This window comes from Microbacterium sp. SWDP-B6 (assembly GCF_059803615.1).
Map to the genome: position 1 here is coordinate 63,947 of NZ_JAPFGV010000015.1, position 13,236 is coordinate 77,182.

Consider the following 13,236-nt stretch of genomic DNA (forward strand, 5'->3'; position numbering starts at 1 on the left):
ATCGTACGGTCGGATCATGACAGCTCCTCTCGACATGATCGCCCGCCAGCAGCCGCTCTCGTCGGAGTTCGGCTACCGCTCCACCGCGGCCGAGGTGATCGCGGGCACAGACCTCGCCGGCAAGACCGCGATCGTCACCGGCGGCTATTCCGGACTGGGACTCGAGACGGTGCGCGCGCTGGCGGATGCCGGAGTGCGCGTGGTCGTTCCGGCACGGCGTGTGGATGCGGCGCAGCAGGCACTCGACGGGATCGCGGAGGCGGCGGTACGGGGCGCCGATCTCAGCGACCTCGACTCCGTCGCGGCGTTCACGGAATCGGTGCGCCGCGACGGTCAGCCGATCGACCTCGTGCTGAACGTCGCCGGCATCATGGCCACCCCGTTCGGTCACACGGCGCAGGGCTTCGAGTCGCAGTTCGGCACCAACCACCTGGGTCACTTCGCCCTGGTGGGCGGGGTGGCGGACCTGCTGTCAGACCACGCCCGCGTCATCTCGTACTCATCCGGAGGGCACTTCCGATCCCCCGTGCGGTTCGACGACATCGACTTCGCGACGACGCCCTACGACCCCTGGGTCGCATATGGGCAGTCGAAGACGGCGAACGCTCTGTTCGCCGTGGGCCTTGCGCGACGCGGCGCCGAGCGCGGCATCCTCGCCTTCTCGGTGCATCCCGGCGGGATCATGACCGAGCTGCAGCGGCACGTTCCCCGTGAGGAGCTGCTCTCTCGCGGCTGGATCGATGAGGACGGCACCCCGAACCCGCGTTTCAAGACACCGGCTGAAGGTGCGTCGACAGGGCTCTGGGCAGCGACCGCCACGGAGCTGATCGAGCGCAGCGGTGCGTATTGCGAGGACTGCTCGATCAAGGGGATCGTCGCGCCCGACCACAGCGACATGACCACCGGCGGGGTGAAGGAGTGGGCGATCGACCCTGAGGCCGCCGAGCGACTCTGGGCGCGGTCGGTCTCCGCGACAGGCGTCGACGCCTTCGCCTGAGTCTGACCGCCGCGGCCCGATCAGTCGAGAGAGAGCCGGAGGATGCGGTCGTCTCCGTCTGACGGATCACCGCGTCCGTCGGTGTTGTTCGTGAGGATCCAGGCGTCTCCTCCCGGCCCGACCACGACATCGCGGAGGCGGCCGAACTCGCCGACGAACTGTTCGGTGCCGGCCGTCAGATCATCGAGCGGCACCGTGCGCAGGCGCTCGCCCCGGAGGTTCGCGATCACGATGCTCGAGCCCGTCACGGCGATGCCGCTCGGGCTCGCAGTCTCCGGCCGCCACTGCTGCACGGGGTCGATGTAGTCGCCGTCGTCGGCGATTCCCTCGACCTCGGGCCAGCCGTAGTTGCCGCCGGGCTCGATGACGTTGAGTTCATCCCAGGTGTCCTGCCCGAACTCGCTCGCGTACATGCCGCCTTCCGCATCCCAGGCGATGCCCTGCGGATTGCGGTGCCCGTAGCTGTAGACGGGTGAGTCGTCGAAGGGGTTGTCTGCGGGAACCTCTCCCTCGGGTGTGAGCCGCAGGATCTTGCCCGACAGCGCGTCGAGGTCCTGAGCGCTGTCACGATCGCCCGCGTCGCCCGTCGTGACGTACAGCATCCCGTCGGGCCCGAACGCGATGCGTCCGCCGTTGTGGTTGCCGGCTGCGGGGATGCCGTCGATCACCACGGTCGCGGGCCCCAGCGACAGTCCTCCTGCGTCCCCGACGATCGTCCGCCGCTCGACACGGTTCTCGCCCTGCGCCGTGAAGTACGTGAAGAGCTCGCCGTCGCTCACGGCGAGCCCGAGCAGTCCGCCCTCGCCACCGGGTTCCACGCCGTCGATGACAGCGACCTCGTGCACCTCGCCGGTCTCGCCGATCTCGAGCACGCGGGCACTGTCGCGCTCACTGACCAGAGCGGCATCGCCATGGAAGGCGATCGACCAGGGTGCTTCCAGCTCGTCGACGAACGACTCGGATGCCGGCGCCGACACCGGGTTCGGTGCGGGGGCGCAGCACGCCAGCAGGAGAACTGCGCTGACGGATGCGGCGGCGAGCGCGGCAGCGGTGCGCGGCCAGGCAGGTGAGGGGCACGGCATCCGATTCGCAGGCATGAGTCCATCCAACGCGTTCTTCGCGCGGAGCGACAGGGACGATCCAGGCGTCGTCGCGTGGGCCGCGTCGGTCGGGGTCATCGCGGGCCTGCTTCTCGCCGGGGGGGGGTTCATGACGGTCGGCGGCGTCGGATTCCGATGGGCATGGAGCCACTATGTCCCGCGGCGTCTCACTCCGGAAGATGCGTCGCCCTCGCTACGCTGAGCGCATGACCGAGGCGCGAACCCCCACATCGCATCCTGTTCTCGCCGTGCTGCGACGCATGCCGGCCACTCTCACGATGGTCTCGGTGATCCTCGTCGTCGGCGTGGTGTGGCAGGGACTGTGGAGCCCGTTCGAGAAGACGGACCTGTTCGGCACCGTCGCGTACGGTCTGCCCAACCTCGCGCAGGGCATGTGGTGGACGCCGTTCACCGGCACGTTCTTCGTCAACGCACCCTGGGTGTACGTCTTCACGATCTCGGGATTCTGGGGCATGGCGTACCTCGAGTACCGCCGCGGCACCAGGGTCGCGCTCGCCTATTACTGGGTCGGGCAGCTCTTCGCGATCCTGGCCACCGCACTCGTGCTGTTCTTCGCCTCGCAGCTGCCGTGGGCCTGGGCGCAGGAGCAGGCTCAGGCGCTCGATGTCGGCGCCTCGGGCGGCACCATGGCCTGCATCGCCGCGGCGATCGGACTGTTCCGGCCGCCGTGGCGGGTGCGCGGTTGGCTCGTGCTGCTCGGATTCGTGTTCATCGCGATGCTGTTCTGGGGCGCGGTCGCGGATCTCGAGCACCTGCTCGCCGTGCTGCTGATCCTGGTCGTCGACCGCACCCTGCGTGTGCAGCGGACCACCGTGCGGGAACAGCGCCTGATCGCCGTGATCTCCCTGCTGGTTCTGGGAGCGGTCGAGATCATCACGACCCTGGTGGCGACCGACGGCCCGTTCGGTCCGACGGAGCCCGTGTCGGGCGGATTCATCGACCTGGCGATCGACCTCGTGGTCATCGCCGTGCTCGTGAACGGACTGCTGCGAGGCCGCCGCTGGTCGTGGGTGCTCGTGATCCTGCTCGGACTCTTCAACATCCTGATCGCGGCGCTCGTGCTCATCCTGATCACCGTGTTCTCGCAGGCTCAGGTCGACCTGCGCTGGGATGGCGAGACTGAGCTCGCCCTCGCCAACGGCTTCCTCTGGGTGATCCTGCTCGTCTACCTGGTCGCGGTGCGTCGGGCGTTCCGGGCGAAGCGCAGGTCACCGCTCGGAATCCAACCCGCCCCGACCGTCGATGAGGTCAAGACCGAGTTGCGCGCGCACGGCGGCGGGACGCTGTCCTGGATGACGACGTGGGAGGGCAACAGCTACGCCCGCAGCGCTGCAGGGATCGTCGCGTACCAGCGCCGGGCCGGGGTCGCGCTCGCGCTGGCCGACCCGATCGGACCGTCGGCGTCGCGTGCAGACGCTGTCGCGGAATTCATCCGCACCGCCGAGCTCGCGGGCCTCGTACCGTGTTTCTTCAGCGCCGACGATGCGACGCGGGATGCCGTGCCGGCGGGCTGGCGCAGCCTCGTGGTCGCGGATGACACGATCGTCGACCTGCCGGGCCTGGAGTTCACCGGCAAGCGCTGGAACTCGGTGCGCAGTTCGCTCAATCGAGCAGGACGCGAGGACATGACCTTCCGGCTGACCCGACTCGGCGACGAGTCGTGGGGGGTGCGGCAGCAGCTGCGGGCGATCTCGGAGGCTTGGGTCGGCGACAAGGACCTCCCCGAGATGCGGTTCACTCTCGGCACGCTCGACGAGGCCGAGGATCCCGAGGTGCGACTGGCTCTGGCGCTGGCCCCGAACGGCGACGTCGACGGATTCCTGTCGTGGCTGCCGGTCTACGGCGAGGGCGGCTCCGTGCGCGGATGGACGCTCGATCTGATGCGGCGCCGGGATGGCGGCTTCGGGCCCGTCATGGAGTACCTGATCGGATCGTCTGCGAAGCAGTTCTCGGAGGAAGGCGCCCAGATCATGTCGCTCTCGGGGGCCCCGCTCGCCCACGACTATCCGCCGGATGCCGGCATGATCGCGGTGCTCAGCGACCGCCTCGCCGAAGCACTCGAACCCGTCTACGGCTTCGCGTCGCTGCACCGCTTCAAGCAGAAGTTCCACCCGCGCTACGAGACGATGTACCTGCTGTTCCGCGATGAGGCCGATCTCGCGGCCATCGGCACGGCCCTCACACGAGCCTTCCTGCCGGATGCCACTCTGCGGCAGTTCGCGGGCGCCGGTCTCGAACTGGTGCGCGGCAGCAAGGACTGATTCGGCCCGTCAGCCGTCGCGCGGCGGTCTGCGCAGTCTCTTGACGTCAGTGCGCTGCTTCTTCGCGGTCAACCGACGCTCTTTCGATCCGCGGCTCGGCTTGGTGGCGCGGCGGGGAGGTGCGGGCGGACGCAGCGCCTCGCCGACGAGTGCCACCAGCCGCTCCCGCGCCGCGTCACGGTTGCGCAGCTGCGCGCGGTGCTCGGAGGCGGCGATCGTCAGCACCCCGTTCACCAGACGGCCGCTCAGTCGGTCGAGCAGACGCTCGCGCTGGTGTGGCGAGAGCACTGCGCTGCCGGCAGCATCCCAGACCAGCTCCACCCGGGAATCCGCGGTGTTCACACCCTGCCCACCAGGGCCGGACGACCGGGAGAAGCGCCACGACAGCTCGGCCTCGGGGATCGTGAGACCCGCCGAGACCCGCAGGCCGGGGCGATGAGGGGTGGGCATGCATCCATCATCCCCCCGGCGTGGGGTGCGCGTGTCAGCCGACGGTGTCGACGGCCTCGAGCGGGACGCCGTTCGCGGTGCCCGCTGACGGCTGCTCTCCGGCATCCCTCTTCGCGGTGTTCGCGATGTGCGCCCGGCCGACCACGATCGCAGCGACGACCATGAGCGCGGCTCCCAACCAGTACGGCGCCGCGTGGCTGACGGTGACGTAGAGCGCGCCCGCGATCAGCGGCGCCGCGGTGTTCATCGCGGCGTTGAGCGATTGGGTCGCCCCTCCGAGCCAGCCCTGCTCGTCGTCGCCGACCGCGTTCGACATGGCACCGTCCAGCGCTGCCGTGGCGGCTCCCTGCCCTGCGGCGAGCATCAACGCACCGACGATGAACACCCACGGCTGCGCGAAGACCGAGGCGACGACCGCAAGGCCGACGAGTCCGATCGTCTGCGCGACGATGCCGCTGATGATCACACCGCGCTCGCCTATGCGAGGCAGCAGGATGCCGAGCAGCACGCCCTGGATGAGGATGTCGATGATGCCGACGCCCGCGGTGAGGAGACCGATCTGGGTCGGCCCCCAGCTGATCGAGTCGAGCGCCAGCACACTGAAGTTGTTGACGAAGAAGCCGAACGGCAGCGCGAGCAGGCCGAATCCGATCATCAGACCCCGCAGCTCCTTGCGGCCGAACGCCTCGGTGAAGACACCGAACGGCTGGATCTCACGGATCGAGATGCGCTCGATGCGGTTCTCGGGCTTCAGGCTCTCGGGCAGCAGGAAGATGCTGAGGATCGCGATCGTGAGGGCGACGGCCGCGGTGAGGAAGACCGGCAGCTGCAGGCTCACTGCCGCGAGGAGGCCGCCGATGGCGGGGCCGATCATCATGCCGATCCCCGAGAGAGCGCCGAGCAGGCCGAACCGCTGCGCGCGCTTCTCGGGTGGGGTGATGTCTGCGAGGTAGGCGAAGAGCGCCGGCAGGTCACCGGCGGTCACCCCCTGGATCACGCGAGCGAGCACCAGGACCCAGATCGCACCGCCGATGCCGAAGAGGGTCATCGCGAATGCCGCTCCGAACGCGGCGGCGATGATCACCGGGCGTCGACCGAAGCGGTCGGAGAGGCGACCGAGGAAGGGGGCCACCAGGAAGGCGCACAGGCCGTTGACGGCTTCGAGCACACCGACCCAGATCGCGAGATCGCCTTCGTGCGAGACGTATTGCAGCACGACGAAGGGCAGGACGGGGAGCACGACGGTCATCCCGATGACGGTGAGCATCGTCAGCACGATGAGCATGATCCAGGCGCGCTTGTCGCTGCGCGCGAGCGGGTTCGTTGGTGAAGTCACTCCGAAACTGTATCAATACCAGTTTTGGTGTCAAGCCAGTTTTGCATCGAATGCGCGATACGGTGGAGGCATGACGAATACCGAGCCACTCGGACGCCGGGAACGCAAGAAGGCGGCGACCCGCAAGAACATCTCCGATGTCGCGACGATGATGTTCCTCGAGCGGGGCTTCGACAACGTCAGCATCCGCGAGGTCGCCGACGCCGCCGACGTCTCGCCCACGACGGTGTTCGCGCACTTCCCTCAGAAGGAGGCGCTCGTCTTCGACGAGGACGACGAGCAGCGCGACCGGCTCGTCGGCGCCGTCCGAGACCGACCGGACGGCACCACGATCAATCGGGCGATCCGCGACTTCTACACCGCAGAGGTCGGCGCCAACATCGATGAGCACGGCAACGACGTGACGCGGATCTTCCTCGCCTTTCTCAACGAGACGCCCGCACTGCGCGACTATGCCGCCAAGATGTGGCTCCGCCACGAGGATGCCCTGTCGGATGCGATCGCCGACGAGCTCGGAGTCCCCGAGCCGACCCCGGAGATCCGCGTCTACTCGCGTTTCGTGCTGCAGATGCAGCTGCTCGTGAACGAGAACGACGACCAGCTCGGCATCCTCGACGCCGGGTTCACGGTTCTCGAGAACGGGTGGGCTCCGGTCGAGGCGGCGCTCACGGAGTCGCCGGACTGACCCGCGCTGGAGCTGCGCGGTCTCACGGCGAAGCGCCTGCCGCGCGCGGGTCCACTCCCCCCGACGAAAAGCGATGCCAAGCTGGTGACATGGCATTCGGGATGGCCCGCGACGTGTTGCGCCCCACAGACTCTCCGCGCGCGGATCGAGTGACCTATGTCGAGCTTTTCTTCGACCTCGTGTTCGTCCTCGCGCTGACTCAGCTGTCTGCCTACCTCTACGAGAATCAGACGCCTCTGGGCGCTCTGGAGGGCGTCATGATGGTGTGCGCCCTGTGGTGGGCGTGGGTGTCGACCACCTGGGTCACCAATTGGCTCGACCCCGTCACGCTCCCCGTGCGCGGGGCGGTGATCGCACTGGCCCTCGTGGCGCTCGTGATGAGCGTCTCGATCGCTGAGGCGTTCGGCGATCGCGCATGGGCGTTCGCCATCGCCTACGTCGTCCTCCAGGTGGGACGCACGGTCTTCATCGTGTGGGCGACAGCCCGTCACGACCGGCGGGTGGCCCGCGATTTCTCCCTCCTCCTCTGCTGGGCGGTCGCCGGCGGCGTGTTGTGGATCGTCGGCGCGCTGCTGCCCCTCGGGTGGCAGCTGCCGTTGTGGGCCGCCGCGCTGGCTCTCGAACTGCTGGGCACCGTGCTCGGTTTTCCGGTGCCCGGACGGGGGAAGGTGCAGCTGAAGACCTGGGATCTCTCCGGTCCGCACATCGCCGAGCGCACGTCCCTCTTCGTGCTCATCGCACTCGGTGAAGGCCTGCTGGTCACCGGCTTCGCGTTCGTCGACAAGGAATCGTCCGTCGCATCCATCGCTGCCTTGGTGACGGCGTTCGTCGCCGCCGCGGCGACCTGGTGGATCTACTTCGATCACGGCGAACGCATCGGCGCCGAGGCGATCGAGGCGTCAGGCGAACCGGCCCGGCTCGCTCGCACCGTCTACACATGGGTGCATCTTCTGATCATCGCCGGCATCGTGCTGATGAGCGTGGGCGACAAGGAGATGCTCGCGCTTCCCGACCAGCGCGGCCTCGCCGCGGCCGTCGTGGTCGTCGGCGCGCCGTTCCTCTTCCTCACCGGCACCGTGCTGTTCCGCCGCGTGCTCGAAGGGCGCTGGGCGCGAGCGCAACTCGTCGGTCTGGTGGCTCTCGCTCTGCTCGCCGTTGTGCGGCTCGCGGGCTTCACCGTCGACGCGCTCACGCTGTCGATCACGACGGCGACGGTTCTCGTCGGTGTCGCAGCGGGCGAGACCCTCGAGCGTCTGCGTCGCGGTCGCCGCGCAGGGGGCTGACCGCGGGTGGGTCGCGGGCAGAGCCCGAACAAGTGGACGCGACGGCGGGAGTCGAACCCGCCACGCCTTCAGGTATGAACTGAGGCCCGGGACCGCCCGGATCGCCGCGATGGGAATGACGCTACCCGGCTGCGACCGGGAAGGCCAGGATCGTTGCGGGGATTGACAGAGTGCGTCCCCGCATGACAAGGGGCGTCACGCCGCGTCACACGGCGGCGTCCGCCGAGCGGTGTAGCGTCTCGAACATGGCAGCCGCAGACAGTCCCGCGACGACCCCGCAGAAGACCCACCGCTATCTCCGTCTGTCGCTGGTGCTGATCGTGTTCGCCCTGCTCGTGAGCGTCGCGCTGCAGAGCTTCGTGGTGATGTGGGAGCCGATGATGTTCGGCTGGAATCCGCTCCACTCGATCAGCCACGCGATCTACACGCCGGCCCGCGACGTCTTCGCCGGAGCGCTGATCGCGACATCCGTCGTCCTGCTGGCTCTCTCAGGACGCAGCCGGGCGACGACGCTGCTCGACGTATGCGCCGTCTTGGCGCCGCTCATCGCGATCGTTCCGACCGGGCTCGCCGACACTCGCGCGGTCGGCCACATTCCGTGCCCGATCGCCACGGAGTGCATCCCCGCGGGATACGTCGGCAGCGCCAAGGCGGGGATCGTGGTCTATGCCGTGGTGGTGGTGGCCGTGGTGATCACGATGGCGGTGATCCGCCGCCGCACGCGCACCCCGAACCGGGCGGCCGTGCTGGTGTCGTTGTTCGCGCTCGTCACGGCCGCTGTCGTCACGGCACTCGCCTTCGCCCCGGCGCTCAACGAGTACTTCCCGTTCAACTTCTGGCCTGTGAACAGCATCCACTTCGCAGTGACCCTGCTGTTCTTCGGAGTGTTCGCGGCGGTCCCGATCCTCTACGCGGGCGGCCCACTCGAGCCAGGCGAGACTCCGCCCACACCCCGGCAACGATCGGTCTATCGCTGGATCGCGGGGCTGCTCATCGCCGACCTCGTGCTGCTCGTGGTCGCGGTGCTCTTCCGTCAGACCTTCGGGGAGACGCCCGTCGTGCTCATCGGCGAGGCGGTCGCCCTGATCCTGTTCGCGGCATTCTGGTGGGTGCAGACATTTCAACGGTGGAACGACCGGAACCCTCCTTCGATCGCCGCACCCCGCCCTTAGTCGCGCGGATCGGGAGCCGGCGCATCGAGCGCCCGCAGCAGCCGCTGCACCGACTCCCGCAGCTCGGCGCGATGCGGCTCGGGGAAGCTGGTCGTGTATTCGACGCCCTCGGGGATCCAGAGCAGCGCGTACATCGCCTCGCGCCAGTCCGAGCCGCCGAAGGGCCAGCGCGTGCGATTCTCACCCTCGGGAGTCGCGCCCTCGGACCAGGGCCCGAACATGTCCTGCATCTCGGGGAACGGCAGCTGCATCACGGCATCCGCCTCGATCTTCTGCGGCGACCACGACGCGGCGATGAGCACCCGCTCGTCGATCTCCTCGGTCGAGATCTCGCGTCGCGTGAACAGCACCCTGGTGTGCTCGACCGAGACGATCCGGTCGACGCGGAAGGTCCGCCAGTCATCGCGGTCGAGATCCCAGCACAGCAGGAACCATTTGCGGCCCGAGGGAGCGAGCGCGTGCGGCTCGACCCGACGCACGCTCTCGGCACCCGCTCCGTCGACGTAGCGCATCCGCAGACGCTCGTGGTCTCGGGTCGCGAGAGCGATCTCCCCCAGCACGACGGGCGAGACCACCGGGGCATCGCCGATGCGCGGTGGCTGCACGGCGGCGGCGAGCGCATTGACCCGCTGACGCAGCGCCGACGGCAGCACCTGCTCGAGCTTCGCGAGCGCCGTCAGCGTCACCTCGGCACCGCCCACCAGCTGCTGCGTCGCGGCGACGCGAAGACCGATCGCCATCGTCACCGCCTCGTCATCGGTGAGCAACAGCGGGGGCACGGCACTGCCGGCCTCGAGGCGGTATCCGCCGGCCGCTCCGGGCGTCGACTCCACGCGGTATCCGAGCTCTCGCAGCCGATCGACGTCGCGGCGCACCGTGCGCTCGGTGACGCCGAGCCTGCTCGCCAGTTCCGTGCCGGGCCAGTGCCTGTGCGTCTGCAGCAGATTGAGCAGGGCGAGGGCTCTGGAGGTGGTGTCGGACATGTCTCAAGATTGACAGAAATTGCGGACAGAATCTGTCCTGATTGCGTTCTAGCCTGCTGGCATGTCGAACGAATCCATCATCGAAACCGAAGGCCTCACCAAGGTCTTCACCGTCAAGAAGACGTCGGTCGAAGCGGTCACCGACCTCTCCTTCACTGCGGTGCGCGGCGAGCTCGTCGCGTTCCTCGGTCCGAACGGCGCTGGCAAGTCGACGAGCCTGCGGATGCTGACGACGCTCATCCCGCCGACGTCGGGGACCGCCCGCGTCGTCGGCCACGACATCCGCACGGATGCGGCCGGAGTTCGCGCACGCATCGGCTACGTCGGTCAGCTCACGAGCGGCAGCTTCTCGCAGCGGGTGCACGATGAGCTGCTCAGCCAGGGCGCGTTCTACGGCATGAGCCGGCGCGACAGCACCCGTCGCGCCGATGAGCTGATCGAGTCCCTCGATCTCTCCTCGTTCGCGACCCGCACGGTGCAGCAGCTCAGCGGAGGCCAGAAGCGCCGGCTCGACATCGCGCTCGGTCTCATGCACGCGCCGCCGCTGATCTTCTTGGACGAGCCGTCGACCGGTCTCGACCCGCAGAGCAGGGCCAATCTGTGGGAGCACATCCTCGACCTGCGCACCCAGCACGGCACGACCGTCTTCCTGACCACGCACTATCTCGAAGAGGCCGACCGCTACGCCGAGCGGGTGATGGTCATGGACAAGGGCCGCATCATCGCCGACGACGACGCGGCAGCGCTGAAGGCGACGCTCGCCGGCGACGTGCTCACCTTCGGCTTCGCGAACGATGCGGATGCCGCGAACGCACGCCCGGTCGTCGCTCGCCTCAGCGGGGCCGAGGTGTCGCTCGACGACGACTCGCTGACGCTGGCCGTGCCCGACGGCGACCGACTGCTGCCGGTGATCGTGCGCGAGCTGGATGCCGCCGGCATCCTGGTGCGTCGGGCGACCGGCGTCCCACCCACCCTCGACGACGTCTTCCTCGCTCTGACCGGGCGCACGCTGCGCGAAGCGGGCGAAGGCACCGCCGATGCATCCGAGTCCGATGCCGCAACCGGGGTCGAGAACGACAAGACAGGAGTCCTCTCATGACCACCACGACCGACACCCTCGTGCGCGCGAATCTCATGCGCGACACCAGGAACGTGCTGACCCGCGAGCTCAAGCCGGTGCTGCGCGACCCGTTCACCCTGATCTTCAGCCTGCTGCAGCCGCTCGTGTTCCTCGGCCTGTTCGCGCCGCTCCTCATCGGCGGGTCCGGCCGACCGGCCGGAGAGACCCTCGCCTGGTTCGTGCCCGGCGTGCTCGTGATGATCGTGCTGTTCGGCACCGGCGCCACGGGCTCGAACCTGCAGTACGAGATGATGACCGGCTCGCACGAGCGCACGCTGGTCGCACCGCTCGCGCGCTCATCGCTGCTCGTGGGTCGTGCGCTCAAGGAGATCGCGCCGATCGTGGTACAGGCTCTGATCATCGTGCTGATCGCGTGGCCGTTCGGGTTCGCGATCAACCTGCCGGGCCTGCTCATCGGGCTCGCGCTGCTCGCGGTCTTCGGCGTCGGACTCGGTTCGCTGTCGTACTCGCTGGCGTTGGCCACCAAAGACCGCGAGTGGCTGTTCTGGGGAGTGCAGCAGTCGCTGATCTTCCCGTTGCTGATCCTGTCGGGCATGCTGCTGCCGCTCGACGACGGCCCCGCCTGGATGCGGGCGGTCGCATCGGTCAACCCGGTCAACTGGGTGGTGCAGGCCGAGCGCGCGCTGTTCGCGGGCGACCTGGGCGATCCGACCGTGCTGTGGGGGTGGGTCTCGGCGCTGGCGGTGGCGGTCGTCGGACTCGTGGTGGGAGTACGGGCTATCCGTCGCAGCAGCTGACGCGACACGTCCGCACCGCCGACCCGATGTCCGGGTGGGCGGTGCGGACGTCGCGCGATCAGCGCTCGAGGGTGGCGACGATCTTTCCGCGGCTGCCCCCGGACGCGAGATCCGCGAGCGCGGCGGGTATCTGCCCGAACGGATAGGTCTTCGCGACGACGGGCCTGAGCGCACCTCCGTCGACGAGGGCCGCGATGCGACTCAGCTGCTCGCCATCCGCGCGCATGAAGAGGAACTCGTAGGTGACTCCGAGCCGCTTCGCCTGACGTCGGATCCGTCGGCTCAGCACGGCGATCGCGAGGCGCACCATCACGCCCAGCCCCATCCGCTTCGCGAACGCCGGGTCGGGCGGCCCCGAGATCCCGACGGCGAGGCCGCCAGGCTTCAGCACCCGCAGCGACTTCTCGAGATTCTCGCCGCCGAGGCTGTCGAGCACGAAGTCGTACTCCGAGAGGATCTTCTCGAAGTCCTCCGCGCGGTAGTCGATCACGACGTCGGCGCCCAGCTCGCGGACGAAGTCGGCGTTCGCCGCGCTCGCCGTGGTGGCGACGATCGCGCCGAGATGCTTCGCGAGCTGGATCGCGATCGAGCCCACGCCGCCGGCGCCCGCGTGGATCAGCACCCTCTGCCCCGGTCCGACGTGGCCTCTCTCCACCAGCGCCTGCCACGCCGTGAGAGCCACCAGGGGCAGCGACGCCGCCTCAGCCATCGAGATGCCGTCCGGAATCAGTGCCAGATCCGCTTCCGCCACCGCGATCCGTTCCGCGAACGCCCCCATCCGATTCTGGTCCGGCCGGGCGAAGACCCGGTCGCCCGCTCTGAAGGACTCGACCAGGCGGCCGACCCGGATGACCGTGCCCGCCACGTCGTTGCCCATCACGACGGGCAGAGAGTACGGCAGGATCTGCGCGAACTCGCCTGCCCGGATCTTCTCGTCCAGCTGGTTGAGGCCGACGGCCTCGACCGCGACCAGGACGTCTCGCTCCCCCACCTGCGGCTCTTCGACCTCGATGAGTTCCAGCGGCTGCTTGTACTCGGTGAGCACGACTGCGCGCATCGTCTTTCCCCTG

Annotated in this window: 12 protein-coding genes and 1 tRNA gene; 7 read left to right on the plus strand and 6 right to left on the minus strand. The window is 68.7% G+C overall.

Annotation, left to right across the window (positions count from 1 at the left end):
* Positions 1-16: 16 nt before the first annotated feature.
* Positions 17-997: an oxidoreductase gene (locus tag OPU70_RS15810; RefSeq protein ID WP_498558216.1), complete on the plus strand. Its 981-nt coding sequence runs from the start codon at positions 17-19 to the stop codon at positions 995-997.
* A gap of 20 nt (positions 998-1,017) precedes the next feature.
* Here the strand turns inward: OPU70_RS15810 and OPU70_RS15815 are convergent, their stop codons facing one another.
* On the minus strand, positions 1,018-2,175 hold the full coding sequence (locus OPU70_RS15815) for a PQQ-dependent sugar dehydrogenase (RefSeq protein WP_455905420.1): 1,158 nt from the start codon (positions 2,173-2,175) through the stop codon (positions 1,018-1,020).
* 128 nt (positions 2,176-2,303) lie between these two features.
* Here OPU70_RS15815 and OPU70_RS15820 point away from each other — a divergent pair, with 128 nt between their 5' ends.
* A complete protein-coding gene (locus OPU70_RS15820; protein WP_079114040.1) occupies positions 2,304-4,379 on the plus strand; it encodes a bifunctional lysylphosphatidylglycerol flippase/synthetase MprF in 2,076 nt (691 codons plus the stop codon).
* Positions 4,380-4,388: 9 nt separating this feature from the next.
* Here OPU70_RS15820 and arfB read toward each other — a convergent pair whose 3' ends face one another.
* Together arfB and OPU70_RS15830 are read right to left on the minus strand one after the other, a co-directional pair.
* Entirely contained in the window at positions 4,389-4,829 is a 441-nt protein-coding gene (gene arfB / locus OPU70_RS15825; protein WP_079113420.1) for an alternative ribosome rescue aminoacyl-tRNA hydrolase ArfB, read from the minus strand.
* A 34-nt stretch (positions 4,830-4,863) separates the two neighbouring features.
* Entirely contained in the window at positions 4,864-6,165 is a 1,302-nt protein-coding gene (locus tag OPU70_RS15830; protein ID WP_498558217.1) for an MFS transporter, read from the minus strand.
* A 70-nt stretch (positions 6,166-6,235) separates the two neighbouring features.
* On the opposite strand from OPU70_RS15830, the gene OPU70_RS15835 reads away from it, so the two are divergent.
* Both OPU70_RS15835 and OPU70_RS15840 read left to right on the plus strand, forming a co-directional pair.
* On the plus strand, positions 6,236-6,850 hold the full coding sequence (locus OPU70_RS15835; RefSeq protein WP_042538662.1) for a TetR/AcrR family transcriptional regulator: 615 nt from the start codon (positions 6,236-6,238) through the stop codon (positions 6,848-6,850).
* A gap of 89 nt (positions 6,851-6,939) precedes the next feature.
* Complete coding sequence (locus OPU70_RS15840) at positions 6,940-8,133, plus strand: low temperature requirement protein A (protein ID WP_498558218.1); 1,194 nt, start codon at positions 6,940-6,942, stop codon at positions 8,131-8,133.
* Positions 8,134-8,166: 33 nt separating this feature from the next.
* Here the strand turns inward: OPU70_RS15840 and OPU70_RS15845 are convergent.
* Positions 8,167-8,242: transfer RNA gene (locus OPU70_RS15845), tRNA-Met, on the minus strand.
* 136 nt (positions 8,243-8,378) lie between these two features.
* Here OPU70_RS15845 and OPU70_RS15850 point away from each other — a divergent pair.
* Positions 8,379-9,305 (plus strand): hypothetical protein, encoded by a 927-nt coding sequence (locus tag OPU70_RS15850; RefSeq protein ID WP_498558219.1) that lies wholly within the window; start codon positions 8,379-8,381, stop codon positions 9,303-9,305.
* On the opposite strand, the gene OPU70_RS15855 is transcribed toward OPU70_RS15850, so the two are convergent.
* Positions 9,302-10,288 carry a helix-turn-helix transcriptional regulator gene (locus tag OPU70_RS15855; protein ID WP_309691015.1) on the minus strand — a complete coding sequence of 329 codons (987 nt, stop codon included), beginning with the start codon at positions 10,286-10,288 and terminating at the stop codon, positions 9,302-9,304. The two genes, OPU70_RS15850 and OPU70_RS15855, sit on opposite strands and share 4 nt — an antisense overlap.
* A gap of 61 nt (positions 10,289-10,349) precedes the next feature.
* Here OPU70_RS15855 and OPU70_RS15860 point away from each other — a divergent pair, with 61 nt between their 5' ends.
* Both OPU70_RS15860 and OPU70_RS15865 read left to right on the plus strand, forming a co-directional pair.
* Positions 10,350-11,387 carry an ATP-binding cassette domain-containing protein gene (locus OPU70_RS15860; protein WP_498558220.1) on the plus strand — a complete coding sequence of 346 codons (1,038 nt, stop codon included), beginning with the start codon at positions 10,350-10,352 and terminating at the stop codon, positions 11,385-11,387.
* Positions 11,384-12,166 (plus strand): ABC transporter permease, encoded by a 783-nt coding sequence (locus OPU70_RS15865; RefSeq protein ID WP_079113427.1) that lies wholly within the window; start codon positions 11,384-11,386, stop codon positions 12,164-12,166. The genes OPU70_RS15860 and OPU70_RS15865 overlap by 4 nt, the downstream gene beginning before the upstream one ends.
* A 58-nt stretch (positions 12,167-12,224) precedes the next feature.
* On the opposite strand, the gene OPU70_RS15870 is transcribed toward OPU70_RS15865, so the two are convergent.
* Positions 12,225-13,223, minus strand: coding sequence for an NADP-dependent oxidoreductase (locus OPU70_RS15870; protein WP_498558221.1), 999 nt, complete (start codon positions 13,221-13,223; stop codon positions 12,225-12,227).
* Between the last annotated feature and the right edge of the window lie 13 nt (positions 13,224-13,236).

Coding starts and splice junctions, on each gene's coding strand:
- OPU70_RS15850 (WP_498558219.1), top strand. CDS start 8,379: ATGGCAGCCGCAGACAGTCCCGCGACGACCCCGCAGAAGACCCACCGC.
- arfB (WP_079113420.1), bottom strand. CDS start 4,829: ATGCCCACCCCTCATCGCCCCGGCCTGCGGGTCTCGGCGGGTCTCACG.
- OPU70_RS15870 (WP_498558221.1), bottom strand. CDS start 13,223: ATGCGCGCAGTCGTGCTCACCGAGTACAAGCAGCCGCTGGAACTCATC.
- OPU70_RS15860 (WP_498558220.1), top strand. CDS start 10,350: ATGTCGAACGAATCCATCATCGAAACCGAAGGCCTCACCAAGGTCTTC.
- OPU70_RS15855 (WP_309691015.1), bottom strand. CDS start 10,288: ATGTCCGACACCACCTCCAGAGCCCTCGCCCTGCTCAATCTGCTGCAG.
- OPU70_RS15815 (WP_455905420.1), bottom strand. CDS start 2,175: ATGACCCCGACCGACGCGGCCCACGCGACGACGCCTGGATCGTCCCTG.
- OPU70_RS15810 (WP_498558216.1), top strand. CDS start 17: ATGACAGCTCCTCTCGACATGATCGCCCGCCAGCAGCCGCTCTCGTCG.
- OPU70_RS15820 (WP_079114040.1), top strand. CDS start 2,304: ATGACCGAGGCGCGAACCCCCACATCGCATCCTGTTCTCGCCGTGCTG.
- OPU70_RS15865 (WP_079113427.1), top strand. CDS start 11,384: ATGACCACCACGACCGACACCCTCGTGCGCGCGAATCTCATGCGCGAC.
- OPU70_RS15835 (WP_042538662.1), top strand. CDS start 6,236: ATGACGAATACCGAGCCACTCGGACGCCGGGAACGCAAGAAGGCGGCG.
- OPU70_RS15840 (WP_498558218.1), top strand. CDS start 6,940: ATGGCATTCGGGATGGCCCGCGACGTGTTGCGCCCCACAGACTCTCCG.